The following is a 25582-nucleotide window of genomic DNA, read 5'->3' on the forward strand; positions in this document are numbered from 1 at the left end:
TTCCGGCGGAATGGAGAAGGTGGAGGTTTCTGTTGCCAGGTACCTCCGAACCCCGCCTTACGGGGCTAACCGTAAGGACTTAAGTCGGAATTCCCACACCGCCATTAGGCAGCGAGAGCGTATTCCTTAGCGTTGTTGTCATTTGCAACTACACTTGTGACCCGATAACGGCGGTATCATGCCGAGCAAAAGTTCGATCTTTACACCCTTGTCGATCCTATTTCGCCCCCATCAAAAGCCGGCCTCTCATTCAGAAGCCGCCGGTTTTTGGTGGAGGCGCCGGGTACCGCCCCCGGGTCCAATAGGCTTATTCCATCGACCGTTTATCGCCATAGCCGGATTTGCACCCGGCAAGGCTCATATAGGCGTTTCGCACGGCGGAGAAAAGGGGCTGCGTGACATTTCGATGAAAGGTTGTGCGCAATTCTTGACGGCGCTTCGCACTTGCCACATTCTGCTTGATAAGCGGCCCCTTAATTGCGCCGTGCAACACACGGAGGAGAGGACATGACGGACTATCTTGCAGATGTGAAACTCTACGACGCCGGCGCTGATGAGGCGACGGTCAACAAAATCGTCAAGCATTTGGGCATTGCTCTGCGCAATCGCGATTCGTCCCTCGTCTCGGCATCCGATCCGGAAGAGCTTGCACGGGTAAAGACGAACTGGATCGGCAAGAAGCTGGGCGTGACCGGCCCGGACGCCGACAAGGCCGTGGAAGAAACGATCACGGCAATGAAAGCCGACCGCACCAAATCACGCGTGACCTTCTATTATCTCGTCGCCAAACATCTCGGGAAACTCGAAACGCTCTGATTTCTGTGGGCGAGCCCATTCCTGACACTGGTTCCGCCGCCGCAAAAGCCTATAATATGGCTTTATAAGAATCGGCGGCGGACTGAGATGAAGCAATACCTGGACCTTCTTGCGCATGTGATGAAAACGGGCTCCGACCGGGGCGACCGCACCGGCACCGGCACGCGTTCTGTTTTCGGTTACCAGATGCGTTTCGATCTGTCGGAAGGCTTTCCGGTTCTCACCACCAAGAAGCTGCACCTGCGCTCCATCATTCACGAACTGCTGTGGTTCCTGAAGGGCGACACCAATATCGCCTATCTCAAGGAACATGGCGTTTCCATCTGGGATGAGTGGGCGGATGAGAATGGCGATCTCGGCCCGGTCTATGGTGCGCAATGGCGCTCGTGGCCAGCACCCGATGGCCGACATATCGACCAGATCGCGCTCTTGCTCGAAAGCCTCAAGACGAATCCAAATTCCCGCCGCCACATCGTGTCCGCCTGGAACCCTGCCCTTGTCGATGATATGGCGCTGCCGCCGTGCCATTGCCTGTTTCAGTTCTACGTGTCGGATGGCAAGCTGTCCTGCCAGCTTTATCAGCGCTCGGCAGATATCTTCCTCGGCGTGCCCTTCAACATCGCCTCCTACGCGCTGCTGACGCTGATGGTCGCGCAGGTCACGGGTCTGAAGCCCGGCGATTTCGTACACACGCTGGGCGACGCGCATATCTACTCGAACCACTTCGAGCAGGCGGAATTGCAGATGCAGCGCACGCCGAAAGCACTGCCCACCATGCGCCTCAACCCGGATGTCAAAAGCCTGTTCGACTTCACCTTCGAAGACTTCACGCTGGAGAATTACGAAGCCGACGCCTCCATCAAGGCACCGATTGCCGTATGACGCAGCCGCGCATCACCCTCATCGCTGCTGTAGCTGAAAACGGCGTTATCGGCCGCGATCTCGATATGCCCTGGAAGCTGTCCACCGACCTCAAGCGTTTCAAAGCGCTGACCATGGGCAAACCCATGATCATGGGCCGCAAGACGTTTCTGTCTGTCGGTGAACGTCCCCTGCCCGGTCGTCCGCACATCATCATCAGCCGCAACCCGGATTATCGCCCGGATGGTGTCGATGTGGTTTCGTCGCTGGAGGGTGCGCTGTCGCTTGCCAAGAACAAGGCGCAAGCACTTGGCGTGGATGAGGTTTTCGTGGCTGGCGGTGGCGAGATTTATCGTCAGGCCATGCCGTTCGCCGATCAACTTTCCGTCACCCATGTCGGGGTTTCGCTGGAAGGCGATACTTTTTTCCCGCAGATCGATTTGGCCGTTTTTGAAAAAATCGATGAAACAGCCGCTCCTGCGGGGGATAAGGACAATTATCCGGTGAGATTTGCAACTTATCGTCGGCATCAGCCCGTTAAGTGAACTATTTACCGTGATTGGGTATTAAGTTACCGCCTCTGCGTTGAAACGCACTGCTCTCCTACTTATAACTGAGACTACATTCCCGCCTGACATGCGCATGCGTGTTCGAGAGGGAGCGGGAGAGTTTTTTAGCATAAGAGGTATGGATGCCCTGGAGCAATCAGAATGGCGGCGGCGGTGGCCCTTGGGGCGGCGGCGGCGGTAACGGCGGCAGCGGTGGAGGAAACAATCAGGGTGGCCCCTGGGGTCAGGGACCGAACCGTCCACGTGGTGGCGGTGGTGGAGGCGGCAATGGTGGCCCGCCCGATATCGAAGAAATCATTCGACGCAGTCAGGATCGTTTCAAGAACATCCTTCCTGGCGGTGTAAATGGTGGCGTTATCGCCATTCTCGTTCTGGTCATTCTTGCCTTTGTCGGCATTCAGTCCATCTACACCGTTCAGCCGGATGAGCGCGGCGTGGAACTTCGTTTCGGCAAGCCGAAAGACGAAGTCTCGATGCCGGGTCTGCATTTCCATTTCTGGCCGATTGAAACTGTCGAGATCGTCAAGGTCACAGAACAGCAGCAGAACATCGGCGCACGCGCCACATCCACATCCGCCGCGACCGGCGTGATGCTGACGGGCGACCAGAATATCGTCAACGTGCAGTTCTCGGTGCTCTACACGGTGTCCGATCCAAAATCCTACCTCTTCAACGTAGACACGCCAGCCGAAACGCTGCAGCAGGTCTCCGAAAGCGCCATGCGCGAAGTGGTTGGCCGTCGTCCGGCACAGGACATTTTCCGTGATAATCGTCAGGCGATTGCCGCAGACGTTCGCTCGATCATTCAGGCGACGATGGACGGTTATGGCGCAGGTCTTTCCATCAATGCCGTCGCTATCGAAGACGCAGCACCGCCGCGTGAAGTGGCCGATGCGTTTGACGAAGTTCAGCGTGCCGAGCAGGACGAAGACCGCTTCGTTCAGGAAGCCAACCAGTATGCTAACCAGAAGCTGGGTGCGGCTCGCGGTCAGGCAGCGCAGATCGTTGAAGAAGCAAACGCCTATAAGGGCCGTGTCGTGAACGAAGCTCAGGGTGAAGCCCAGCGCTTTATCTCGATCTACGACCAGTATCGCACGGCACCGGAAGTCACCCGCGAGCGTATGTTCATCGAAACGATGGAACAGGTTCTCAAGGGCTCCAACAAAATCATCATCGATGAAAAGCAGGGAGTGGTACCGTATCTGCCTCTGAACGAAATCATGCGCGGTAACCCCGGCGCAGCACAGCAGGGAGGCAACTGATATGGGCAATCGTCTAACCGCAATTCTCGTCGGTCTCGCCGTCATCCTGTTCTTCGTTTACTCGTCCTTCTTCGTGGTCAACGAGCGCCAGCAGGCCATAGTCGTCCGCTTCGGTCAAATTCAGGACGTGAAGACAGAGCCTGGCCTCTACTTCAAGCTGCCATTCGCCTTCATGGATGCGGATCGTGTTCAGTACATCGAAAATCGCGCTCTGCGTTTCGATCATGACAACATCCGCGTTCAGGTTTCGGGCGGTAAATTCTACGAAGTCGATGCCTTCGTGGTCTACCGCATCACCGATGCCCGCCGCTTCCGCGAAACGGTGTCGGGCGATCAGCTCTCTGCCGAAATGCGTCTGCGCACCCGTCTCGATGCCTCGCTGCGTCGCGTCTACGGTCTGCGCGGCTTTGAATCTGCACTCTCGGATGCCCGCGCATCCATGATGCAGGAAGTGCGCGACGATCTGCGTCCCGACGCGGAATCGCTGGGTGTGAGCATCGTCGATGTCCGCATTCGCCGCACGGATCTGACGCAGGAAGTCTCGCAGCAAACGTTCGAGCGCATGAAGTCCGAGCGTCTGGCCGAAGCCGAACTGATCCGCGCTCGCGGTAACGAAGAAGGTCAGCGTCGCCGCGCTATCGCGGATCGTCAGGTGGTCGAATTCGAATCCGACGCTCGCCGTCAGTCCGAAGTGCTGCGCGGTGAAGGCGATGCCGAGCGTAACCGCATCTTCGGCGAAGCCTTCCAGCGCGACCCAAGCTTCTTCGAGTTCTACCGCTCGATGGGTGCTTATGCGAGCGCACTGAACGGCACCGGCACGACGCTGGTTCTTTCACCAGACTCGACCTTCTTCCGTTATTTCAACAACATTGAAGGCACGCCACCGCAGCCCGCACCACAGGCAACCCCGCCTGCCGCACCTGCGAATTGAGCTAAAGAAACGACAGAGAAAAAGGGCCGGTGGAAACATCGGCCCTTTTTGCATTCTGCGATATTTTCCACTGGCAAAGCATGAGCTTAACCTTTCATATTAAGCCGACTTTTTGTTGCGGAGATTGCAGTGAACATTCAGGACATCCCTTTTGGCACCACGGATTGGTCGCAGGTAGAGCCTACGGAACATGCGGGTGAAACCGGATCGGCTACATGGCGGACGCGTCATTTTGGAAACATCCGGGTGCGCATCGTGGAATATACGCCCGGTTATCTGGCAGATCACTGGTGCATCAAAGGGCACATTCTTTTGTGCCTTGAAGGAGAGCTGAACACGGAGTTGGAAGATGGCCGCAACTTCGTGCTCAAGCCGGGAATGAGCTATCAGGTTGCCGATAATGCAGAACCGCATCGATCCTCCACTTCCGTCGGTGCAAAGCTGTTTATCGTTGACTAGCGAGACACTTGCGCCAAGACAGCTTTCCTGTACGGCTTCAATTCTCGTGGATGAGCGCTAGATTCGTGCCTATTCACGAAAAGGTATTTTTACACTTCATCATTCCGCCTTATGCTTGGCTATTAAGCTAGCTCCAGGTTTTGCAAGATGCGAGGACGCTGTATGCCCGTTACCACTCTTTCGCCATTCCGCAGCAGCATTGCCGCCGTGGCGGGACTTGCCATGATCGCAGGCGGAATGGCTGTTCCGGGCAGCGCGATGGCGCAGAGCAACGGGCCGGCATCGGTGGCTGATCTTGCCGCACCACTGTTGGATGCGGTGGTCAACATTTCCACATCGCAGAGCGTGAAAGGCGAAGGCAAGGGCCCCACCCCGCCGCGCATTCCGGATGGTTCGCCCTTCCAGGAATTCTTCAAGGATTATTTCGACAACCAAAAACCGGACAATGGCGGCAAAGTCAGCTCGCTCGGCTCCGGTTTCGTCATCGATCCCGCCGGTTACGTGGTCACCAACAACCACGTCATCGAGGGTGCTGACGATATCGAGGTCATCTTCCCCAATGGCAACAAGCTGAAAGCAAAGCTTGTCGGCACCGACACCAAGACCGACCTTTCCGTTTTGAAAGTCGAGCCGAAGACGCCGCTGAAAGCCGTCAAGTTCGGTGATTCCCGCGCCATGCGCATTGGTGACTGGGTCATGGCAATCGGCAATCCCTTCGGCCTCGGCGGTTCGCTAACGGTCGGCGTGGTTTCGGCACGCGGACGTAACATCAATGCCGGTCCCTACGACAATTTCATCCAGACGGATGCCGCCATCAACAAGGGTAACTCCGGTGGCCCGCTGTTCAACATGAAGGGCGAAGTCATCGGCATCAACACTGCCATCATCTCGCCAAGTGGCGGCTCCATCGGCATCGGCTTTTCCGTGCCAACCGAACTGGCGCAAAACATCGTCCAGCAGCTTATCGAATTCGGCGAAACCCGCCGTGGTTGGCTCGGCGTGCGCGTTCAGCCCGTTACCGACGATATCGCCGCAAGCCTTGGAATGGACACGGCACGCGGCGCGCTGATTTCAGGCGTCGTCAAGGGCGGCCCGGTCGAGAACGGCCCGATCCAGCCCGGCGATGTGGTGCTGACCTTCGACGGCAAGGATATTCACGAAATGCGCGACCTGCCACGCATCGTGGCGGAAAGCCCTGTCGGCAAGGACGTCGATGTGGTGGTTCTGCGCGATGGCAAGGAGCAAACCGTGAAGGTCAAGCTCGGCCAGCTGCAGGATAGCGCCGAAGACAAGCAGCAGGGCGCCGGCAGCGACGACGCCATGCCGGAAGATGGCGAAGGCGGCGAGATGACGGAGCCCAACGACAAGGGCGACGACCAGACACAGCAGCAGGCCCCAGACCAGCGCGAAGCGCCACAAACGGTTCTCGGCATGAACCTTGTAACGCTGACGGATGAGCTGCGCACCGAAAAGGGCATTGCGGAAAGCGTCGAAGGCGTCTTCGTCGCCAGCGTCGATGCCGGTTCTGCGGCAGAGCAGAAGGGCGTCAAGGCAGGCGATGTCATCGTGGAGGTCGGCCAGGACTTCATGGAAGTGCCCGGCGACGTTATGGTGCGCGTCAATGGCCTCAAATCCGCCGGTCGCAAGAATGCGCATATGATGGTGGCGGATGCGCAGGGCAATCTGCGCTTCGTCGCAGTGCCAGTGGAATAGTATACGATCGTGTCAGGTGCGGGCGGGTGAGCCTTGATGAACACCCTGCCCCACTTATCTTTATTGAGTAGCGTTCGATTACGCTTGATGGCAAAGACCATCAGATTTCAGGGGTGCGGAACTTCCCCGGGACAAAGGGCGTTATTGGACGCCACCGGAATAAAACAGATTCAAAAAATCATAAGCTTACGCGCAAAACATGAATTCGGCTGGCAGCGCGTTGAATCAGTTTGGAAAGCCACAAATTTGATCCGCAAGCACTCCACCACCCTCCACGGCCACCGCACCAGCATCTCGCTCGAAGACGCCTTCTGGGATGAACTCCGCATCATCGCCGAAAAGCGAAAAATGAGCTTCGCCGCCTTGCTTGCCGAGATAGATGACGCCCGGCCCGAAGGCAGCAATCTGTCTTCATCTCTTCGCGTCTATGTGCTGAACTGGCTGAAGAGCCAATAGTCAGGGCGTGCGTCAGACCAATGAATGTTTCCCGGATTTTTATCGCATGTGTTTTGGCGGTGTGTTTCAGCAGTGCTGCGATTGCGCGTCAGACCGTTGATGTGGTGTCGCCATTCGGCCGGATGAAGGTCGAAATTTTCACCAGCGAGGCCAAAGGCCCAAGACCGGCTGTCATCATTCTAAGCGGCAGCAAAGGGTTCGGCTCGTCGCCCTACGACGTAATTGCCGAACATTTCACCCGCGCGGGTTTGGACGTCTACCTCCCGCATCTGCTGACGCCAGAGGATTTGGAGAAGATATCCGCCATGAAGAGTGCGGGTGAGCGAATTGCCTACTACGATCAACGTCGCAGAGACTGGACGAGAAATCTCTCCAATCTCATGTTTCATCTGAACCGACGACCGGAGCATGACGGGCGTGTCAGTATTCTGGGCATCTCACTTGGAGCAGAAAACGCGGCAATTGCGGTGTTGCAGGGACTGCCTGTGGATGCCGTCGTCCTTGTCGATGGTGTTCCATCCTCATATCACACCCCATCTTTGCAGGGAAAGCCGCCCTTCCATTTGATCTGGGGCAGCGAAGACCGCGTTTACCCCGTCGCGTCAGGAACGCGGTTTGCCGAGGCGGTGAAGAATGCCGGTGGCAGAGCGTCCCTGACTGTGATCAACGGCGTCCCACACGATTTCTTTCTGAAGCCGGACACGACGCAGGCGGAAGAAGCTTATCGGTCCGCAATCAATTTCCTGAAATCTGAGTTGCATGCCGACTGATTATCTTAGCCAGAGCGGTTGAAAGCAGCGGACGACAACAATCCTATGAGCGTGTTGCCACCTCACTCAGGGCGTCGCCGTATTCGGCTGCGGCGCCTCGCGGAAGGCGTCGCCGGTCGGGGGAACGGTGAAGACTGGCGGAGACTGAGGCTTTGGCTGCGTTTCCTGCTGACGCTTCAATCGTTCCTGAGACGCTTTCTCAGCCTCAAGACGTTCCTGCGCCATGGCACGCAGACGCTCTTCTTCCTGCTTACGCGCTTCTTCTGCGGCCTTCTGGCGCTCGGCTGCTGCCTGTCTCTCGGTGGCTGCGAAACGATAAAGGGCGACTTCGCGGCGCAGGCGCTGCTTTTCCATGATGCTGGCCTGCAATGCTTCCACGCGGCGGCGCTCACGCTCGAAGGCGCGCAACGAGAGATAGCCGGTGAGGCCCGACACATCGGTGGTCAAGGCAGGTTGCGCCAAGGGACCGGTGTAATTCAGGTGGATGGAGGGTTCGGCACCGGCAAGTTCTTCCGTCCCGGCATTGTAGAGCAGATCGATACCGCCGGTCAGCGTTTCGTCAGCGAGGTCGAGTGTGAGATCACCATCGAATGCCAGTTGCGGAGTGGAAGCGGCGATATTCTGCATGCGCAGATTGCCATCGCTGAGCGTAAACGGCATGGCGACTTCGCCCAGCGGGATTTCGCCTTTCCACAACTGTGCATCAACAAGAGGACGCACCTTGGCAGCATCGATATTGCCCTGAAGATCGTTGGCTGCCTGTAGCCATGGCTGGAAAGCGGCCTGGTTCAAACCGCGCAACACCAGACCGCCGGTGCGGATTTCGCCGGAGCCGCCCGCCGAAGACAGAAGTTCGGCCACGCTTTTGCCGGTGGCTTCCGCCGTCAAATCCATAGCAAAACGGCCACTGGCAACCGGTGTCTCGCCGCTCTTCCACATCACGCTTTCAGGGTTGGCGCCGGAGACCGCGATCTTAGTGCGGAAAATGCCTGCGCCATCGCCCGTAGCCATGGAAAGGCGACCGGATACCTTGCCGCCCATCCATTCACCCGTGATGTTTTCCAGCGCAAGCGTGCCATTGGCGTGGTTAAGCGCGAAGGAAAGGCCGGTAACGGTACCGAATGCTCCCGTATCGAAATTGGCCGTCTTCACTGTCAGGGAAGCATCGAGCTTAGGGAAGGCTGGCATGGATACGGGCTTTGCGCTCAAAGCACCGGATTCCGGGTCGATGACCGGGCCATACATCGTGTCACCCAGCCATGCCAGATCGACATTGTTGACCGAGAGATCGCCCGTGACCTTATAAGGTGCTACCTTCTGGACTGAGAGATTACCGGAGAACGCGTTGCCGCCCGCCTGACCGGAAAGGTTTGAAAACGTTGCCTTGTCCTTGTCCACGGCCAACTTGCCGGTAGCCTTGGTGGACATGCCGCCACCAAGCTGCGGCAGGCCAACGGCGTTCATGATGAGATAGGGCTCGATATCGGCGCTTTCCAGCGCAATGTCGGCGTTACCCTGCGCAAAATTCTCGGCTCGCAGCGCAAAGCTGCCATTGGCCGAGAAGTGCGTGCGTTCGGTCGAGAAACGGAAATCAGTCTGCACCGGCGAGCCCAGCGTGCCGTTGAGCTTCACCGACAGCAAGCCTTCTCCATCCGCATCAAAGGGCAGCGGATCGAGCCCTGCCTGACCGAAGAGAATGGCGGTGGACTGGTTCTTGAGAACGGCTTCCAGCGTCAGCGCCGTGTCATCCGTATCGGACAAAACATCCGGCAGCTTTGCGACGGCGGAAACGCGGCTGCCATTGATGGTGCCGGAAACGGCGGCGTTGGCACCGCCATTGTTCTTGTCGACCGACAGATCGACGGCAATATCGGAGTTCGCATACCAGGCAGCGCTGCGCACCAGCCGGTCGAGAAGCGGATGCTGCGGCAGTTTCTGGCGCAGCAGATCGAACACCGGCTGCATATCCACCGCGTGGAGATTGACGGTACCCTTGCCGGCGAAATCCGTGACTGAACCCTTCAGCTGACCCTTTGCGCGCACCTCTGCCCCGGCAATGTCACCAGCCGTCATGGTGTCGAGCGATAGCACGCCATTTGCCATGGTGAAGGCGGTTTCCACGCGGTTGGCGGTTACGCCCGCCATATTGAAGCGATCCGCCTTGAACTTTGCCGTGATGCGATGATCGAGAACGGAACTGCCGACCTGATCGCCCAGCACAAGCCCACCCAGCGCCCGCAGGGCATCCAGATCGATCTCGTCACCCGAAAGGTCGATGTCGATGCTTGCACCCTTGGCTTCCGCCTGGCGCGCGAGGCGACCATGCAGGGATGCCTGACCGATGGCAAGCTCGAGATTTTCGAAGCGCTGCGCCTGCGTCGTGAGCGAAACCGTAGACGAGAAACCGGCGGCATTCAGCTGGCGAATGGCGGGATCGACCGTGCCGGACAGCCAGTTGGCAAGGCCGGATGGCTGATTGGAGGCAACCAGAAGGTCGCCGTTGAAGGCTGGACCGCCCGTCAGCGTCAGCGATCCCTTCGCCTCCAGCTGGGTACGACCGGGCAGCACGGCAATGGCATTTTCAACCTGCCACCCTGCCCCATTGGGCCGAACATCAAGGCGAATATCGCGAATGGTCGTGTCGTCAGAGACCAGCGCCGGAAGCCGGATACTGGCCTTGCCGGGAACCTGCGGCACCGGAATGCGGGCAATCAGGCTTGCAAAGGCTTCGATACGCTGGCGCACAGGAACCGTTGGCACGCGCGATGTCTTGCCGGTCTGCACGGGTGCCGGCGCAAAGCGGTTGAAATCGATCTGCTGGCCATCCGCCGTCAACAGGAATTCGGGCGATGTGCCGGTGTCGAGCGTCGCTTCGCCGGTGATGATATAGGGATTCTCTACCCCGCCCAGCTCCATGCGGTAGCTGGGAACGCGTACGCGCCCATTGGTCAGCTCGAAGCTGCCGCGGGTGCGTGGTGCGGAGAAACCGGATTGCGCGTTCTGCTGCTGCTGTTTCTGCTTGTCGTCCTGCCGGAAATTGAAGGTGAAGGAGCCGCTGTAAATAGGCCGTCCTTCGGTGGCGGCAATTGCGCCATCCAGATCGATTTCGACCGGATGTTCATCTGGCAACATGCGAAGGCGAAGACCCATGCGCCCCGCATTGGCATCCGGCTCGCCGCTGGAAAGCGAAAACGAGCCAGCATGGCCATCCACCGCAGCGCGGCCTTCCGCCCGCCATGGACCAGCCAGAGACTTGGCCGACATATCGGCATTCAGCCCGGTTACGGTGCGGTTACGGCCAGACTGCTCATCGATGAATTCGATTTGCCCGCCTTCGATGCTGACATTTTCCAGAACGACGGTCTTTGCGGGAATGACGGCGCGGCTGCCGCGCGTCCAGTCCAGCGTGCCATCTTTCAACAGGCGAATGCGCGCCTTCGGCTCTTCGATACGCATGTCGAAAATGCGCGCTTCTCCGGAGAGGAAAGGCGCAAGCTCGGCATCCATAGAGAATCGAGCGACCTGAATTTGCGGCGAACCATCGGCATCCATGCCAGCGCGCACATCATGCAGCGTGACGGAAGGGAATGGCAGAAGTCGCGCTTCGACGCGACCATGCACCACCACCTTCTTGCCCAGAATGCGGCTTGCCTGATCTTCGAAGTTACGACGGAAATCCGTCCAGTCGATGAAATAGGGGATGAGCAGCGCCGCAAACAGCGCCACGACCAAAAGTCCGCCCAGAAAAACCAATATGCGTCCGAGCACGACCCGACGTCTCCCTTAACCGACGATGAAAATTATCTTTTTTTCCTGCCAGAGCAAGCATCATTTCGGCTTTTACAATCGCTGCTCATGCAGGATCGATGCGAAACAGCTTGCCTGGATTGAAGATGTTATCGGGATCAAGTGACCGCTTGATGGCAATCATCACATCCAGAGCATTTCCAACCTCTTCCGCGAGAAAGCTCATCTTGCCCTGCCCTATCCCATGTTCGCCCGTACATGTGCCATCCATGGCGATTGCCCGCCGGTTGAGACGCGCGACGAAAGCCTCGGTATTGGCCACGCTCGTCGCATCCTTACCATCGAACAAGACGAGGACGTGGAAGTTCCCGTCACCGGCGTGGCCAACAATGGGTGCCAGCATCTTGTTATTGAGAATATCCTGCTGTGTCTCCGTGACGCATTCCGCAAAGCGCGAAATCGGCACGCAGACATCGGTCGAGAGGACATCGAGATCAGGCGCAAGTGCCTTGGAAGCCCAATAGGCATCGTGTCGCGCTTTCCACAGCTTGGCCCGCTCCTGCGCATCGCTCGTCCAGCGAAACTCGCTACCGCCGCATTCCGCAACGATTTCGGAAAACTGCTGTGATTGCAGCGCCGTAGTTTCTTCCGTGCCGTGGAATTCCAGAAACAGCGTCGGCTTTTCTTCGTAGGAAAGACCGGAATAGGCATTGCACGCCCGCATCTGCACTTCGTCAAGAAGCTCGATACGCGCAACGGGAACGCCCATCTGCACGGTCATGATAACGGCGTCGCAGGCTTGGCTGACCGTATCAAAGGTGCAGATGCCGCCTGCGATCTTTTCAGGAATGCCCTGCAAGCGCAGCGTGATGGAGGTGATGACACCGAGCGTGCCTTCCGCCCCGACATAAAGCCGCGTCAGGTCATAACCAGCGGAGGATTTACGGGCGCGGCGGCCAGTGCGGATTTCTTCGCCATCAGCTGTGACCACGGTCAGCGCCAGAACATTGTCCTTCATCGTGCCATAGCGCACGGCATTGGTACCGGACGCACGGGTGGACGCCATGCCGCCGATGGAGGCATTGGCACCGGGATCGATGGGGAAAAACAGACCGGTGTCGCGCAGGTAAGTGTTGAGCTGCTCGCGTGTCACACCCGGCTCGACGGTTACGTCCAGATCTTCAGCGTTGACGGCGATGATGCGGTTCATGCGGGTGAAATCAATGGAAATGCCACCGGTCGGCGCATTGACCTGCCCCTCCAGCGAGGAGCCGACGCCGAAGGGAATGACGGGAACCTTGTGCTGCGCGCAGGCCGTGACCACGGCTTTGACGTCATCCGAATTCTCAGCAAACACGACGCCATCGGGCAATTGCGTGGTGAGATAAGTCGTGGTGTGCGCGTGCTGCTCGCGGAAGGACTGGCCGGTCTGGAGCTTGTCGCCCAAGTGCTGTTTCAGAACATCCAGAACGGCAGCGATGCCCGCTTCGTTTCTCGTTCCAGCAACCACATCCTTCAACGCCATGATTTTCTCCACTGCAATGCAAAACCGGACTCACCCTGGAAGGTAAGCCCGGTTGGTATGTGACACGACATTGTGTTTGTCCAGCATTGCCATTTCCAGAATGGCGCGCGGCTTAGCAAGTCATTCCGCCGCAAGCAGCGGCTTGTCTTCCTCGATAGCGCGGCGGCGAATGGCCGTTTCCAGTTCACGGTGCAGACGGACTTCCGCATCCGCCTGCGGCTTGGCAAAGCGCGCGATCAACAGATAGGAGACGGGCGTGATGTAAAGGGTAATCAATGTCGCAAAGCCAAGGCCGCCGACGATAACCCAGCCGAGCGCAATACGTGCTTCCGCACCTGCACCCTGCGCCAGCACCAGTGGCACACCGCCCAGAATGGTGGCGATCATGGTCATCATGACAGGGCGCAGGCGAATGCTGCACGCCTTTTCGATGGCCTCACGCACCGTGGCACCCTGATCACGCAGATGGTTGGCGAATTCCACGATCAGAATACCGTTCTTCGCCATGACACCAACCAGAAGCACAAGGCCGATCTGGCTATAGACATTGAGGCTGGAGCCGGTGACCAGGAGGGCGATGACAGCGCAAGCCAGACCCAAGGGCACCGTCGACATGATGATAACGGAACTCAGCACGCTTTCGAACTGCGCTGCGAGCACAAGGAAGATGATGGCGATAGCAAAGCCGAAGGTCAGCAGCATACCGCTGGAGTTCTCCTGCAACGTGGCTGCTTCACCGAGCGGCAGAAGACGCGCGCCCGACGGCATGATGGAACCCGCCAGTTCATTGACCTTGGCCACAGCATCGCCCAGCGACACGCCTTCCTTGAGGTTGGCGGTAAAGCCGACCGAGGGCAGCTGCTGCTCGCGGTTGAGCTGCGGCGAAACGGCGGTTTCCTTCAAGGATGCGATGACCGACATCGGCACCATCCGCCCATCCTTGGCCTTCAGGAAGATGTTTTCGAGATCGGTCGGGTCGTTGATGGGACGCGTGGACGAGAGAAGCCGCACGGGAATGGCATCGCCATCCACGAAGACATCCACGATCGAGCGGCCTTCAAGCAGCGACTGCATGGCATTGGAGAGGCCGGTGATATCGATACCAAGATCGGACGCCCGTTCGCGGTCAATCGATACCGACAACTGCGCCTGGTTCGGCTCATTGTCGAAACGCGGCGTATCGAACAGGCCGCTCTCTTCCATCGCAAGCAGAAGCTTCTGCGTGGATTCCGTCAGCGCCTGATAGTTGGTGCCGATCATCGCCATGCTGAGGCCGTTGCCAGCACCGCGAATACGAAGGCTGTTGGGCTGGGATGCCGTTGCGCGCAGGCCCGGCACCGTCTGCGCGGCAGCATTGATATCCTGCGCGATCTGGTTCTGGGTGCGCTCACGGTCGGCCCAGGGTGCCAGCGTGATAACGACGAAGCCGGTGTTGGATGAACCGTTCATTCCCGTGATGGAATAAATGTTCTGGATCTCGCCGCTGTCGCGCAGCGGCTGGAGATTCTCTTCGATGCGCTGCAACTGGTCACGCGTATATTCAAGGCTCACGCCCTGCGGCGCCGTCACCCGCATCATGACGGAGGAGCGGTCCTCGCGAGGTGTCAACTCATTCTGCACCATGCCGAAGGCAATCCACGACACGCCAGCGAAAGCAGCGGCGACGATAACAACCAGCAGCGGGTTGTTGAGGCAGGCAGTCAGCGTGCTTTTATAGGTGGAAGCGAACAGGTTGCCGAACCATGCTAGCGGACCGGTCTGCTCCTGAACGCCGTTTTTCAGCATGCGCGATGCCAGCATGGGGCAGAGCGTGAGCGCCACCACCGAGGACAGGCCAACCGCAAAAGCCAGCACGAAACCAAACTCGCGGAACAGGCCACCCAACTGGCCGGGCAGGAAGGAAAGTGGAATGAAGACGGCAGCAAGCGTTGCCGTCGTCGCGATGACCGCGAAGAAAACTTCCTGCGTGCCGAGAACGGCCGCGGCGCGTGGCCCCATGCCTTCAGCGCGGCGGCGCACGATGTTTTCAAGCACCACGATGGCGTCATCCACCACGAGACCCGTGGCTAGGACGATGGCGAGCAGTGTGAGAATATTGATCGAGAAACCGACCATGTAGATCGCGACAATCGTCCCGATCAGCGCAACGGGCATGGTAATCGCCGGGATGAGCGTGGCCCGCCAATCGCGGAAGAAGAGATAAAGCACCACGACGACGATCAGCGCAGACAATCCAAGCGCAAGCTGCACTTCGTGAAGCGCCCCTTCGATGAACACGGCGTCATCACTGGTGATAACGATGCGGGTGTTTTCAGGCAGGTTTGGCACCATGGCCGCAACGGCTGCCTTTACGCCGGTCGAAATATTGAGCGTATTGGACTGCGCCTGACGGATGACGCCGAGACCGACGCCCTGCACGCCGTTGGAGCGCAGGGAGGTGGTTTCATCATCCGCACCCAGCATGACGCTGGCGACATCGCGAAGACGGACGCGGTCCTTGACGATGAGATTTTCGAACTCGGCTGGTGTCGTCAGGCTGGCGGTGGCGCGCACGACGATATCCTGCGTCGAGCTTTTAAGGGAGCCCGCAGGAACGTCGAGCGCTGCGGTACCGAGCGCATTCGATACATCCGTCACCGTCAGACCACGGCTGGCAAGCGCGCCCTGATCGAGGTCGATGCGGAAAACCTTTTCCTGATCGCCATAAAGCTCAACGTCAGCAACGCCATCAACGGCAGCCAGACGGTCGATCACCTCGTCATCGACCAGTTTCGTTAGGTCTTCCATGCTGAGGCTGGTGGAGGTGACGGCCAGACGCATGATTGGCTGGCTGTCGGAATCCGCCTTGATGATCTGCGGCTCGTCAGCATCGTCAGGCAACTGGTTGGTGATGCGGCCAATGGCATCGCGCACATCGTTGGAGGCGACGGCGATATCGACCTTGTCGTTGAATTCCATTGTCACTCGGCTGGTGCCGAACTGCGATGCGGAGGAAATGGACTTCACGCCACTGACACGCGCAACGGCACCTTCAATGGTCTGCGTCACTTCCTGGTCTATGGTCTGCGGCGAAGCACCGTCATAGGTCGTGCGCACCGTAATGACGGGGCGGTCCACATCCGGCAACTCACGCACATCGACGCCAACCAGAGCAGCCAGACCGGCCACCACCAGAAGCGTGTTGATGACGGCGGCGAGAATGGGACGACGGACGAAAAGGGCCGTGAAGGCGAGCTTTGAATCGGTTCCGCTCGGCGGCGTCTGCGCTGTCATCGGCTGGCGACCTCCGGTGCTTTCTTCTGACCCGCGACGCGAACCGCGCCACCCTCACGCACGCGCTGCAAACCTTCGATGACAATGGTGTCATCCTGCGCCAGCTCGGCTTTCACCAGCACGGAGTCCGGGTTGCGCTGCACGACCTGAACGCGGACCTTATGCGTCTTGTCATCCTTAACGCGCCAAACGTAAGAGCCTTCGGCATCCCACTGCACGGCCAACGGATCGACAGACGGGAAATTTTCACCAGTAAAGCCCATCGTCACAGCGAAGGACATACCCGCACGCAGTTCATCATCAGCGTTGTCGAATACGGCGCGGACACGAACGGTACGGCTGGCTTCATCCACACGGTTATCGACTGCCTCGACCTTACCCTTGAAGGTTTCACCGGGACGCGAAATCGATGTCGCCTCCACCGGCATGCCGAGCTTGATGGCCGTGGTGAAACGTTCCGGCGCCCAGAAGTTGACGAGGATTTTCGAACGGTCATCAATGCTGACGATGCTGGTCTGCGTCGTTGCGTTGTCACCGATATTGATCGCGACGATACCGGCGATGCCGTCAATCGGAGCCACGATGTTGCGGCGCTTGAAATTCAGTTCCGCTGTGCTGAGCGCCAGCTTTGCAGCCTCTTCGGCAATCTGCGCATCCAGCACATCCAGTCGCGCCACGGAGCGCAGGTTGCGATAGGAGGTCGATTTTTCGACAGCACTTTTTAAGGAGACCTGCGCCTTTTCGCGCTCGATGATCTGCTCGTCATCATCCAGTCGCGCCAGCACATCGCCCTTTTTCACGCTCTGGCCGGAGGAAACAAGGATTTCGGAAATCAGGCCGGATGCCTGCGGCGTGACCACCACGGACTGAATGGCTTCGCCATTGCCGATGGCGTTCATGCGGTCGTTGACGGTGCCGGTTTTGACGGGAGCGAGTGCAACCAGCGTGGCGCTGTTGCCTCTGCCACCGCCCTGCCCGCGCCCGGCTCCGCCCGCAGGGGCAGCACCGGCGGATTGTGCCGCAGGTTGTTCATCACTGACCAGCCCCGTCTTGGCAAGCAAGCTTCGCCCATCCGGCGAATAAAACGCCCATAGACAGGCCCCAGCACCTACGACAGCAAGACTGACACCAACCTGCTTCCAAACCCGCATACACTTCTCCGAATTGATACCCGTAACCGCTGCATTACATGACTTGCGGCCGCTTCTAGATTGCGCGGCAGTATGTTTGTTGGCCCAAAACAACGCAACGCACAAATCCGTTTCTTACATAATTGTAATTTGCGACGTTTTTCTAAAAGTGCAGCCGATAGATCGCTATAATAATATAGCTTGTACTTGGTTGCCAGCGCGACGCAAAGTTTCGGTGGCCTGATCATACCTTGGAGGAGGAGCCACGATGAGCACCGTTTCGAAAGCACAGAACCCGGAAACCGATCCGCGCGTCAAAGCTGTGTTCGATGATATCCGCACCACGCGAAAATCCGATTTCATCAACAATATGTGGCTCTACCTCGCCTTCGATCCCGACCTTCTGGAAAAGACCTGGGCGGAGGTCAAAGCCGTGATGGCCACGCCTTCGGCGCTCGACCCGGTGGTGAAGGAAATGCTGTATATCGCCGTCTCCGTCACCAATGGCTGCTCCTATTGCGCCCATTCCCATACGGCTGCGGCAAAGGCAAAGGGCATGACGAAGGAAGAACATGCGGACCTCATGCGCGTCATCGCGCTTGCGGGCAAGACCAACCAACTCGCCACCGCACTACAACTTCCCGTCGATACCGCTTTCGATGCGGACACCAAGCCATCCTAAAAAACGCCTTGGAATAGGCATTTTGACGGTTGATAGTGGAATAAAAGCAGAACACGGTTCTGGCCTTTCCGCCCCGAATCACTACATTGGGCCGCATGAGCAACAGTTTCGACGATATGCCGTTCTTCGATGAGGAACCCTCCGAGCCTCGCCGCCAGCCCGTGGCCCCTGCCGCTGCTGGTGGTTTGGGTATCGCTGCGCAGGCCATGGCGGCGCGCGACAAGTCCCGTTCCGCACCGGATTATCTGGCGGGTCTGAACCCGGAACAGCGCGAAGCCGTCGAAACTCTGGAAGGCCCGGTTCTGGTTCTGGCAGGTGCTGGCACCGGCAAGACGCGGGTGCTGACCACCCGTATCGCCCATATTCTCGCGACAGGCCGCGTCTATCCAAGCCAGATTCTGGCGGTGACCTTTACCAACAAGGCCGCGCGCGAAATGAAGGAACGTATCGGCGTTCTCGTCGGCGGCGCTGTCGAAGGCATGCCATGGCTCGGGACCTTCCACTCCATCGGTGTGAAACTGCTGCGTCGCCATGCGGAGATGATGGGCCTGAAATCCGATTTCACCATTCTCGATACTGATGACGTGGTGCGGCTGATCAAGCAGCTCATTCAGGCCGAAGGTCTTGATGACAAGCGCTGGCCCGCCAAACAGTTCGCAGGCATGATCGACGGCTGGAAGAACAAGGGCCTGACGCCGTCGGAAATCCCGGAAGGTGACAGCCGTGCCTTTGCAAACGGCAAGGGCCGTGAACTCTACGCCGCCTATCAGGCACGGCTGAAAACGCTGAATGCCTGCGATTTTGGCGATCTGCTGCTGCACCCGATCACGATTTTCCGCAAGCACCCCGATATTCTGAAAGAGTATCACCAGAAGTTTCGCTACATTCTGGTGGACGAGTATCAGGACACCAACACCTGCCAATATATGTGGCTTCGCCTTCTGGCCCAGCGCCCAAAGGGCGAGCCGCAAAATGTCTGCTGCGTAGGTGATGACGACCAGTCCATCTATGGCTGGCGCGGTGCGGAGGTGGACAACATCCTGCGCTTCGACAAGGATTTTCCCGGCGCAAAGGTCATCAAGCTGGAACGCAACTACCGCTCCACCGAACACATCCTCGGTGCCGCTGGCCATCTGATCGCCCACAACGAGGGCCGTCTTGGCAAGACGCTGTTCACCGACCGTGTCGACCCCAACGACGAGAAGGTCGTGGTGCATGCCGCCTGGGACTCGGAAGAGGAAGCCCGCGCCGTCGGCGAGGAAATCGAGCAGCTGCAGCGCATCAAGCATCCGCTCAACAACATGGCCATTCTCGTGCGCGCCTCGTTCCAGATGCGCGAATTCGAAGATCGCTTCGTCACGCTCGGCCTCAATTACCGCGTCATCGGTGGCCCGCGATTCTATGAGCGTCTCGAAATTCGCGATGCACTCGCCTATTTCCGCCTTGTTTGCCAACCTGCCGACGATCTCGCATTCGAGCGCATCATCAACACGCCAAAGCGTGGCCTTGGCGACACGACTATTCGCAACCTGCATGATTATGCCCGCGCGCGCGACATTCCCATGTTGGCTGCTGCCGCCGACATCATCGAAACCGATGAGTTGAAGCCGAAAGCGCGCAAGGCGCTGTTCGATGTGATACAGGATTTCCGCCGCTGGCAGAACCTGCTGGAAAACACGGATCACACGGTGCTGGCCGAACAAATCCTCGATGAGAGCGGCTACACGGCCATGTGGCAGGCGGATAAAACCGCCGAAGGACCTGGTAGACTTGAAAACCTGAAAGAACTGATCCGCTCGATGGAAGCCTATGAAAGCATGCGCGGCTTTCTGGAACACGTCGCGCTCGTCATGGATGCCGAGCAGAATGCAGAGCTTGATGCCGTCTCCATCATGACGCTTCACTCGGCAAAGGGTCTGGAATTCGAAACCGTTTTCCTGCCCGGCTGGGAAGAAGGCCTGTTCCCACATCAGCGTTCCCTCGATGAAGGTGGCCGCTCAGGCCTCGAGGAAGAACGTCGCCTCGCCTATGTCGGCATCACCCGTGCAAAACGCCGCTGCCACATCTGGTTCGTCTCCAACCGCCGCATTCACGGCCTGTGGCAATCCACCCTGCCCTCCCGCTTTCTGGATGAGCTTCCGCCTTCGCATGTCGAGGTGTCGGCATCCGAGAGCAATTACGGCGGTTATGGCGGACGCGGTAGTTACGGCCAGTCGCGCTTCGACAAGGCCGATCCCTTCACCAACAATTATTCCACACCGGGCTGGAAACGCGCCCAGGCCAACAAGTCCGACGCGACGCGCGACAATTGGGGTACCCGCTCCGGCCACGCTGTGGAACGGATAGGTTACGGTGAAAGCGGCCCGAAAACCCGAACCATCGACGGTGAACTGGTCGCAAAATCCGTGGCAGACACGCCGTCGAAATACACAGTCGGCGACCGCGTCTTCCACATCAAATTCGGCAACGGCAATATCGCCAGCATCGAAGGCAACAAACTGACCATCGATTTCGACCGCGCCGGCCAGAAAAAGGTTCTGGATGGTTTTGTCGAGCGGGTGTGATCTGATTTAGTCAGGGAAGCCCGAGCTTGTTCAGGAAACGATCGACATTTCCGGTGTAGTCATTGTCCAGGCCCAATTCTGCATTGATGGGCGCATGCCGCAAAGCGACAGGCAATACTTCCACCGCGTTACCTGCCTTTCTCGCGAAAGCATCTGCCTGATTGCAAGAAATGCGGCGCAGGGAGGAGCATACGAGCAGCATCGGCGGCACGGTTCCGTTTAAACGAAAAAACGGCGATGCCTGCCTCCAGAAGTCAGGATCGCTCCCGAAAGCCTTCTCGTACAGCGCCGGTCGGCGGTTTTTCATGATGCGCGAGACGTTATAGGCGCCGCTATCAAGGGCGATCGTTGCGAGCCAGGGCTTTGCGCCTTGCCGAGTGACGATGGAAGGGTCTGCCGACATCAAAGCGGCAAGATGCGCACCGGACGAATGTCCCATCAGAACGATCTTCTGGCTGTCGCCTCCCCATGTGCCTGCCATTTTCTGCACATAGGCCAATGCCTTACTGACATCGTCAGCCTGCTCAAGCGGGTTTGCCTCCGGAATAAGACGATAATCAAGCGATACGAAGATGTATCCCTTTGGAACCCAATGTCGAACCTTGTTATCGACGACGTTTTTGGCAGATTTGGAGCCAGACGCCCATGCGCCGCCATGGATCATAACAATGAGGGGCGCGTTATCGGGCTTTTCTGGAAGATGGACATCCAACCGTTGCTTCGCGTCACTGCCGTAGGCAACGTCTTTTTCTACCGTCATTCCCCAAGCGTCTGCGGAACTGGAATTGGTGAGTGCTACACCGGTGCAGACAACAAAAACCACGGAGATCGTTTGAAGCATCTGACGCCACATTTCTCTCTCCTATGGTTGGGTACCACGCTTCTGTCACATCGAGTTGCTAATCCATTCAGTATGACGGCAAATTGCTTTCAGATGCGGATCAAACTTCGCCCGGCGTAAATCCGATCAGGTAAATTGCGGCAATAACAATGGCCAGAATGAAAATTGAGATGACAAAAAGTGTCATGCGGTTCAGGGGTTTGCGGGTCGTTTTCTTCATGGCCTGATAACCGCCGAGGCGGTTTTTGGTTCCGATAAAAAGCTCAATCGATGGTGCCGGGATACCGTTTTTTGGCGAATTCCGATTTCGCTTCAAAGACATATCGGCTAAAGCTGAATCACCTTCTCAAGCTCTGGCCTCTCATGAAAAACGATACACACACGCGCCTCAACCCGCTTCACCTCGCCGCGGCCTTTGCCAGCGGTTGTCTTTTGACGCTGATGGTCCACTTCAATGGCATGCTGGCCCATTTCGGCAGCGCGCTGTTTTCATCCTGGACGGCGCATGGCACCGGAACGGTTGCGGCGCTGATCTACCTTACCATTCTTTATCGAAAGCCGAAGGGCGAGACGGTTGCGAAGCCGAAGGCACCGCTGTGGGCTTACTTCGGCGGCGTCGTGGGTGCGGCCATCGTTATGCTGACCTCCAGCGCGGTCAACTCGCCGCTGGCGCTTTCCGGCACCATTGCGCTCGGGCTTGGCGGACAGGTCATCTTCAGCCTCGCCGCCGATGTGTGGGGCTTGTTCGGATTGCCGAAGCGGCGTCCGGATGCGCGCGACCTGACGGCCATCGCGCTCATTCTCGGCGGCAGTGCACTCATTATACTTGTGGGGAGAGCAGCATGACGCTCTGGATTACCATGGCCTTCATGGGCGGCGTCTTCGTGTCTGTCAGCCGCCAGATCAACGGTCGCCTCAGCCTGTCGAACTCACCGCTGATCGCATCCTTCTGGAACCACATCGTCGGCTTCATCGTGCTGACGGTACTTGGCCTCCTCCTCGGCGGGCTTCTGCCGCCGGGTGCTGCGGATGCGCCGTGGTACGCCTTTATCGGCGGCCCCATCGGGGTGATCTTCATCGCTTCGGGAAGCTGGCTCATTCCGCGCATCGGCGCGGTCAATACCGCCCTTCTCGTCATCAGCGGTCAGATGGTGTCGGGCGTGATCCTTGATCTCTTCAGCGACCAGCCACCGAAATTGTGGGCAAGCACCCTCGGTGTTCTGCTCATTCTCGGCGGAATGGTGCTGACGCAGCGCCGGAAATAGGCCGCGTCAGGAATCCGTGCCCGAAAGCATCCCGAACAGCGTCTTGCCGCCGCTCTTTGAACCGCTTGCCGTCATGGCCGGACGACCGGAGAGCTTGGGAACCACGACGATGCGCTTGACTTCGCCGCGTTTGAAGGCCGCCAGGAATTTCGAATAATCCTTGAACACGACGCAGCCGTTGGATTCGCCGCGGCGCGCCAGCATGTAGGTGTGGGCCAGAAGGCCATCACGACCATGTGGCTTGATTCCACTTTCTGGCGTCAGACGGATGGCTTCGACCCCATGGAATAGCGACTCGCGCATGGTCAGCTTGTAAGCGGATGGAGGCGTTGCGCCACGCATTTTGACATGCACGAAATCCGGGTTGTCACGCATCTTGCCGATGCCAGAATGGGCCTCGAGCTTTTCGCCGCTCGGCATGTGAACGACGCCTGCGGAAATATCATAGATCGCCGTGCCATTGCCGCGATCAGGCCATGGAACCGCATCCATCTTGGTTTCGCGCATCGGATTGTCCGGGCGCGCGAAAGCTACCATAGTGTTCGTCGCTGGTGCCTGCGGTGCCGCCGGGCGGGCGGGCGCAGGTGTTGCGACGGCAAGCTGCTTTTCTGCGGCGGCAGGATTGGCCGGACGCGGTGTCGGCTCCACATCCGCCTTGGCGATCTGCGGACGGAAGCTCGGCAGCGGAACGGTTTCCGGCAGCAGATCTATCTCATCATCCGTGGTGGTCTGTGGTTTGCCAAGCGCAACTTCGAAGGCCGGATGTTCCTTGGCCTGCGTTTCCAGCATTGCCAGTTCCGGATTGTCGGTCGTGCGGCCAAGAGCCGAATCCACGATAGCGGATGGGCGAAGCGCTGCAAGCGCCTGAACCGTGGCCTGCCCCTGCGCATTGATTGCGGCAGCGCCACCGAAGCGGTCTGCAAATGCCTTTGCACCAATGTGATGTTCAGCAGCGAGGCGCGTGCCCTTCTGGTTGCCCAGATGGCCGCTTTCAGACAGGCGGGAAAATTTGCGGATATGGACATTGCGTTCGGCCGCATCGATTGATGCCCGCTCCAGCCTGTCCATATTTGAAACGAGCATGGTGTCGAAACGCTGCGCGCCATGCGAAGCCTGCGCCATGCCATGCAGGGAGGCGAAAGCCGTTATGGCACAGACGCTTGCCAGAACCCCGCCGCCAACAAGGGCGGAAAAGCCGCTGAGGCCGGAGCCTTTGCGTTTTTTGGTGAAGGACGCGCCGATGCGCGCATCTCTACAGGCCACGACTGATGACGCCATGATACTCGTTACTCGAACCGTTTACGCAAAACCGGACGACACCGGTCACCGTGTTAATGCCGCGCGTGCTGTGCGAAGATTGCACAGGCCCCGAGGCTGACTGGTTCAAAGCATGCCGAATTATGGTAACCAAAGTCTTTACAAGTCCCCTGAAAACGAGAGTTCTTTGAAGCTTGCATGCGTTTCTCTAAGGGCAGCTACCAATCAGCCAAGCAATAAGATACGTGGCCATTTCGGTAAAAATGGCTGCCAGAGATATTCGATATGGACTCTAACTGATTCTCCCCATCGACACCGCTCCCCTATATGCCGACTTGGCCGAAAATTGGCTACAAATGCGGCAGCGTTGGGGCAGAGCCAGTATTCCAGCCACCAAATCACAGCTTTTCAGCTTGATCCACAGGCTGCGGCTTGGCATCTTGACGCACCCCCTTGGAGGAGAAAAACATGAAGGCGCTGCTTTTGATCGACATCCAGAATGGTTTTTGCCCCGGCGGAAACCTGGCTGTGGCGGATGGTGACAAGATCGTTCCGATTGCCAATGCGCTGATCGACAATGGCGGCTACGACCTCATCGTCGCCTCTCAGGACTGGCACCCGGCCAGTCATGGAAGCTTCGCATCCCAACACCCGGGCAAGCAGCCTTTCGACATGGGTGAGCTTTCCGGTAAGCCGCAGGTCATGTGGCCAGACCATTGCGTGCAGGAAACACCGGACGCCGATTTCCACCCTGATCTCAAGACGGAAGCCTTCGATTACATTCAGCAAAAGGGTGAAAACCCGGCGGTGGACAGCTACTCCGCCTTTCGCGACAACGATCAGTTCGCTACGACAGGCCTTGCGGAGTACCTGCAGCGGCAGGGCGTGACTGTTCTGGACGTCTGCGGACTGGCAACGGATTACTGCGTCAGCTTCTCCGTGCTGGACGCCCTGGAGATGTTGCCGGACGTCAAAGTCCGCTTCATCGAAGACGCCAGCCGCGGCATAAATCCGGAAGGCATCAGAAAAGCTATTGCCGCGATGCGGGCAAAGGGCGTTGCCGTGGTCAACAGCAGCGATATTCTGATGGATTAAACCCTCTTCACCGCCGCGGCACGGACCTTTCCAGAAGATCGATGTCGGCAGCAGCATATTCCATGCGTTGCAGCACCGCCTCATGCGCATCACGCAGGCCCTTGTTGTAAAACACCGGACCAATCACTTCCGCAAGATGGTCCACCAGTATCTCGACCTGAAGTGCGCCGATTTCGACATCGAGTTCATCGGCAAGATAGCTGCGCAGTGCCAGAACCATATCGGCCTTCTGCTGTTTTTCCAGCTTCAAATCTTTCATCACGGTCTCCTTGGATTGCGGCAAACGTAATCGATGGTTCAATGAAATCAATCAAGCTATTCCAGCAATTTGTTTGTCATCTGGTCCGCAGGGCGTTAGGAGCAGAA

General features: G+C 58.2%; 22 protein-coding genes and 1 other RNA gene. 14 read left to right on the forward strand and 9 right to left on the reverse strand.

Annotated elements, in window-relative coordinates:
- Positions 1-18 precede the first annotated feature (18 nt).
- Positions 19-391: a transfer-messenger RNA gene (ssrA, locus tag AC27VJ_RS11875) on the reverse strand.
- A 116-nt stretch (positions 392-507) separates the two neighbouring features.
- On the opposite strand from ssrA, the gene AC27VJ_RS11880 reads away from it, so the two are divergent.
- The 9 genes from AC27VJ_RS11880 to AC27VJ_RS11920 all read left to right on the forward strand — a co-directional run bounded on the left by AC27VJ_RS11880 (position 508) and on the right by AC27VJ_RS11920 (position 7837).
- Positions 508-816, forward strand: coding sequence for a DUF2853 family protein (locus tag AC27VJ_RS11880; RefSeq protein ID WP_113087888.1), 309 nt, complete (start codon positions 508-510; stop codon positions 814-816).
- Between the two features lie 87 nt (positions 817-903).
- Positions 904-1698 (forward strand): thymidylate synthase, encoded by a 795-nt coding sequence (locus AC27VJ_RS11885; protein WP_353578106.1) that lies wholly within the window; start codon positions 904-906, stop codon positions 1696-1698.
- Complete coding sequence (locus AC27VJ_RS11890) at positions 1695-2222, forward strand: dihydrofolate reductase (protein ID WP_488684182.1); 528 nt, start codon at positions 1695-1697, stop codon at positions 2220-2222. The genes AC27VJ_RS11885 and AC27VJ_RS11890 overlap by 4 nt, the downstream gene beginning before the upstream one ends.
- Before the next feature lie 146 nt (positions 2223-2368).
- Positions 2369-3508 carry an FtsH protease activity modulator HflK gene (hflK, locus tag AC27VJ_RS11895; protein WP_113087891.1) on the forward strand — a complete coding sequence of 380 codons (1140 nt, stop codon included), beginning with the start codon at positions 2369-2371 and terminating at the stop codon, positions 3506-3508.
- 1 nt (position 3509) lies between these two features.
- On the forward strand, positions 3510-4439 hold the full coding sequence (gene hflC, locus AC27VJ_RS11900; protein ID WP_488684183.1) for a protease modulator HflC: 930 nt from the start codon (positions 3510-3512) through the stop codon (positions 4437-4439).
- A 129-nt stretch (positions 4440-4568) separates the two neighbouring features.
- Positions 4569-4898 (forward strand): DHCW motif cupin fold protein, encoded by a 330-nt coding sequence (locus AC27VJ_RS11905; RefSeq protein WP_488684185.1) that lies wholly within the window; start codon positions 4569-4571, stop codon positions 4896-4898.
- Positions 4899-5060: 162 nt separating this feature from the next.
- Entirely contained in the window at positions 5061-6611 is a 1551-nt protein-coding gene (locus AC27VJ_RS11910; protein WP_488684186.1) for a Do family serine endopeptidase, read from the forward strand.
- Positions 6612-6857: 246 nt separating this feature from the next.
- Complete coding sequence (locus AC27VJ_RS11915) at positions 6858-7067, forward strand: ribbon-helix-helix domain-containing protein (RefSeq protein WP_113087969.1); 210 nt, start codon at positions 6858-6860, stop codon at positions 7065-7067.
- A 59-nt stretch (positions 7068-7126) separates the two neighbouring features.
- Positions 7127-7837 (forward strand): dienelactone hydrolase family protein, encoded by a 711-nt coding sequence (locus AC27VJ_RS11920; RefSeq protein WP_488684187.1) that lies wholly within the window; start codon positions 7127-7129, stop codon positions 7835-7837.
- A 66-nt stretch (positions 7838-7903) separates the two neighbouring features.
- On the opposite strand, the gene AC27VJ_RS11925 is transcribed toward AC27VJ_RS11920, so the two are convergent.
- The 4 genes from AC27VJ_RS11925 to AC27VJ_RS11940 all read right to left on the reverse strand — a co-directional run bounded on the left by AC27VJ_RS11925 (position 7904) and on the right by AC27VJ_RS11940 (position 17533).
- Positions 7904-11605, reverse strand: a complete 3702-nt coding sequence (locus tag AC27VJ_RS11925) for an AsmA family protein (RefSeq protein WP_488684188.1) — start codon at positions 11603-11605, stop codon at positions 7904-7906.
- Positions 11606-11690: 85 nt separating this feature from the next.
- On the reverse strand, positions 11691-13109 hold the full coding sequence (locus AC27VJ_RS11930; protein WP_488684189.1) for an FAD-binding oxidoreductase: 1419 nt from the start codon (positions 13107-13109) through the stop codon (positions 11691-11693).
- 120 nt (positions 13110-13229) lie between these two features.
- Complete coding sequence (locus tag AC27VJ_RS11935; protein WP_488684190.1) at positions 13230-16382, reverse strand: efflux RND transporter permease subunit; 3153 nt, start codon at positions 16380-16382, stop codon at positions 13230-13232.
- Entirely contained in the window at positions 16379-17533 is a 1155-nt protein-coding gene (locus AC27VJ_RS11940) for an efflux RND transporter periplasmic adaptor subunit (RefSeq protein WP_488684191.1), read from the reverse strand. Before AC27VJ_RS11940 ends, AC27VJ_RS11935 begins: the two co-directional genes overlap by 4 nt.
- 247 nt (positions 17534-17780) lie before the next feature.
- Here AC27VJ_RS11940 and AC27VJ_RS11945 point away from each other — a divergent pair, with 247 nt between their 5' ends.
- Both AC27VJ_RS11945 and AC27VJ_RS11950 read left to right on the forward strand, forming a co-directional pair.
- A complete protein-coding gene (locus tag AC27VJ_RS11945) occupies positions 17781-18194 on the forward strand; it encodes a carboxymuconolactone decarboxylase family protein (protein ID WP_353578094.1) in 414 nt (137 codons plus the stop codon).
- Between the two features lie 95 nt (positions 18195-18289).
- The gene (locus tag AC27VJ_RS11950; protein WP_488684192.1) at positions 18290-20758 is read left to right on the forward strand and encodes an ATP-dependent helicase; all 2469 of its coding nucleotides are present in this window, start codon (positions 18290-18292) and stop codon (positions 20756-20758) included.
- Positions 20759-20768: 10 nt separating this feature from the next.
- Here AC27VJ_RS11950 and AC27VJ_RS11955 read toward each other — a convergent pair whose 3' ends face one another.
- Together AC27VJ_RS11955 and AC27VJ_RS11960 are read right to left on the reverse strand one after the other, a co-directional pair.
- Positions 20769-21611 (reverse strand): alpha/beta hydrolase, encoded by an 843-nt coding sequence (locus AC27VJ_RS11955; protein WP_488684193.1) that lies wholly within the window; start codon positions 21609-21611, stop codon positions 20769-20771.
- A gap of 88 nt (positions 21612-21699) precedes the next feature.
- On the reverse strand, positions 21700-21921 hold the full coding sequence (locus AC27VJ_RS11960; protein ID WP_488684194.1) for a hypothetical protein: 222 nt from the start codon (positions 21919-21921) through the stop codon (positions 21700-21702).
- A gap of 41 nt (positions 21922-21962) precedes the next feature.
- Between AC27VJ_RS11960 and AC27VJ_RS11965 the strand changes: the two genes are divergently transcribed.
- Complete coding sequence (locus AC27VJ_RS11965) at positions 21963-22445, forward strand: DMT family transporter (protein ID WP_488684195.1); 483 nt, start codon at positions 21963-21965, stop codon at positions 22443-22445.
- Positions 22442-22864, forward strand: a complete 423-nt coding sequence (locus AC27VJ_RS11970; protein WP_488684196.1) for a DMT family transporter — start codon at positions 22442-22444, stop codon at positions 22862-22864. The genes AC27VJ_RS11965 and AC27VJ_RS11970 overlap by 4 nt, the downstream gene beginning before the upstream one ends.
- Positions 22865-22870: 6 nt before the next feature.
- On the opposite strand, the gene AC27VJ_RS11975 is transcribed toward AC27VJ_RS11970, so the two are convergent.
- A complete protein-coding gene (locus AC27VJ_RS11975) occupies positions 22871-24142 on the reverse strand; it encodes a DUF2778 domain-containing protein (protein WP_488684198.1) in 1272 nt (423 codons plus the stop codon).
- Between the two features lie 447 nt (positions 24143-24589).
- Here AC27VJ_RS11975 and pncA point away from each other — a divergent pair, with 447 nt between their 5' ends.
- Positions 24590-25216 carry a bifunctional nicotinamidase/pyrazinamidase gene (pncA, locus tag AC27VJ_RS11980; RefSeq protein WP_488684200.1) on the forward strand — a complete coding sequence of 209 codons (627 nt, stop codon included), beginning with the start codon at positions 24590-24592 and terminating at the stop codon, positions 25214-25216.
- A gap of 7 nt (positions 25217-25223) precedes the next feature.
- Here the strand turns inward: pncA and AC27VJ_RS11985 are convergent, their stop codons facing one another.
- Complete coding sequence (locus AC27VJ_RS11985; RefSeq protein WP_113087905.1) at positions 25224-25475, reverse strand: DUF2164 family protein; 252 nt, start codon at positions 25473-25475, stop codon at positions 25224-25226.
- Between the last annotated feature and the right edge of the window lie 107 nt (positions 25476-25582).

This window comes from Agrobacterium sp. 20P9.1.2 (genome assembly GCF_057799395.1).

Coding starts and splice junctions, on each gene's coding strand:
- AC27VJ_RS11955 (WP_488684193.1), bottom strand. CDS start 21,611: ATGTGGCGTCAGATGCTTCAAACGATCTCCGTGGTTTTTGTTGTCTGC.
- AC27VJ_RS11970 (WP_488684196.1), top strand. CDS start 22,442: ATGACGCTCTGGATTACCATGGCCTTCATGGGCGGCGTCTTCGTGTCT.
- AC27VJ_RS11960 (WP_488684194.1), bottom strand. CDS start 21,921: ATGTCTTTGAAGCGAAATCGGAATTCGCCAAAAAACGGTATCCCGGCA.
- AC27VJ_RS11890 (WP_488684182.1), top strand. CDS start 1,695: ATGACGCAGCCGCGCATCACCCTCATCGCTGCTGTAGCTGAAAACGGC.
- AC27VJ_RS11885 (WP_353578106.1), top strand. CDS start 904: ATGAAGCAATACCTGGACCTTCTTGCGCATGTGATGAAAACGGGCTCC.
- AC27VJ_RS11930 (WP_488684189.1), bottom strand. CDS start 13,109: ATGGCGTTGAAGGATGTGGTTGCTGGAACGAGAAACGAAGCGGGCATC.
- AC27VJ_RS11880 (WP_113087888.1), top strand. CDS start 508: ATGACGGACTATCTTGCAGATGTGAAACTCTACGACGCCGGCGCTGAT.
- hflK (WP_113087891.1), top strand. CDS start 2,369: ATGCCCTGGAGCAATCAGAATGGCGGCGGCGGTGGCCCTTGGGGCGGC.
- AC27VJ_RS11935 (WP_488684190.1), bottom strand. CDS start 16,382: ATGACAGCGCAGACGCCGCCGAGCGGAACCGATTCAAAGCTCGCCTTC.
- pncA (WP_488684200.1), top strand. CDS start 24,590: ATGAAGGCGCTGCTTTTGATCGACATCCAGAATGGTTTTTGCCCCGGC.
- AC27VJ_RS11940 (WP_488684191.1), bottom strand. CDS start 17,533: ATGCGGGTTTGGAAGCAGGTTGGTGTCAGTCTTGCTGTCGTAGGTGCT.
- AC27VJ_RS11945 (WP_353578094.1), top strand. CDS start 17,781: ATGAGCACCGTTTCGAAAGCACAGAACCCGGAAACCGATCCGCGCGTC.
- AC27VJ_RS11910 (WP_488684186.1), top strand. CDS start 5,061: ATGCCCGTTACCACTCTTTCGCCATTCCGCAGCAGCATTGCCGCCGTG.
- AC27VJ_RS11965 (WP_488684195.1), top strand. CDS start 21,963: ATGAAAAACGATACACACACGCGCCTCAACCCGCTTCACCTCGCCGCG.
- AC27VJ_RS11950 (WP_488684192.1), top strand. CDS start 18,290: ATGAGCAACAGTTTCGACGATATGCCGTTCTTCGATGAGGAACCCTCC.
- AC27VJ_RS11985 (WP_113087905.1), bottom strand. CDS start 25,475: ATGAAAGATTTGAAGCTGGAAAAACAGCAGAAGGCCGATATGGTTCTG.
- AC27VJ_RS11975 (WP_488684198.1), bottom strand. CDS start 24,142: ATGGCGTCATCAGTCGTGGCCTGTAGAGATGCGCGCATCGGCGCGTCC.
- hflC (WP_488684183.1), top strand. CDS start 3,510: ATGGGCAATCGTCTAACCGCAATTCTCGTCGGTCTCGCCGTCATCCTG.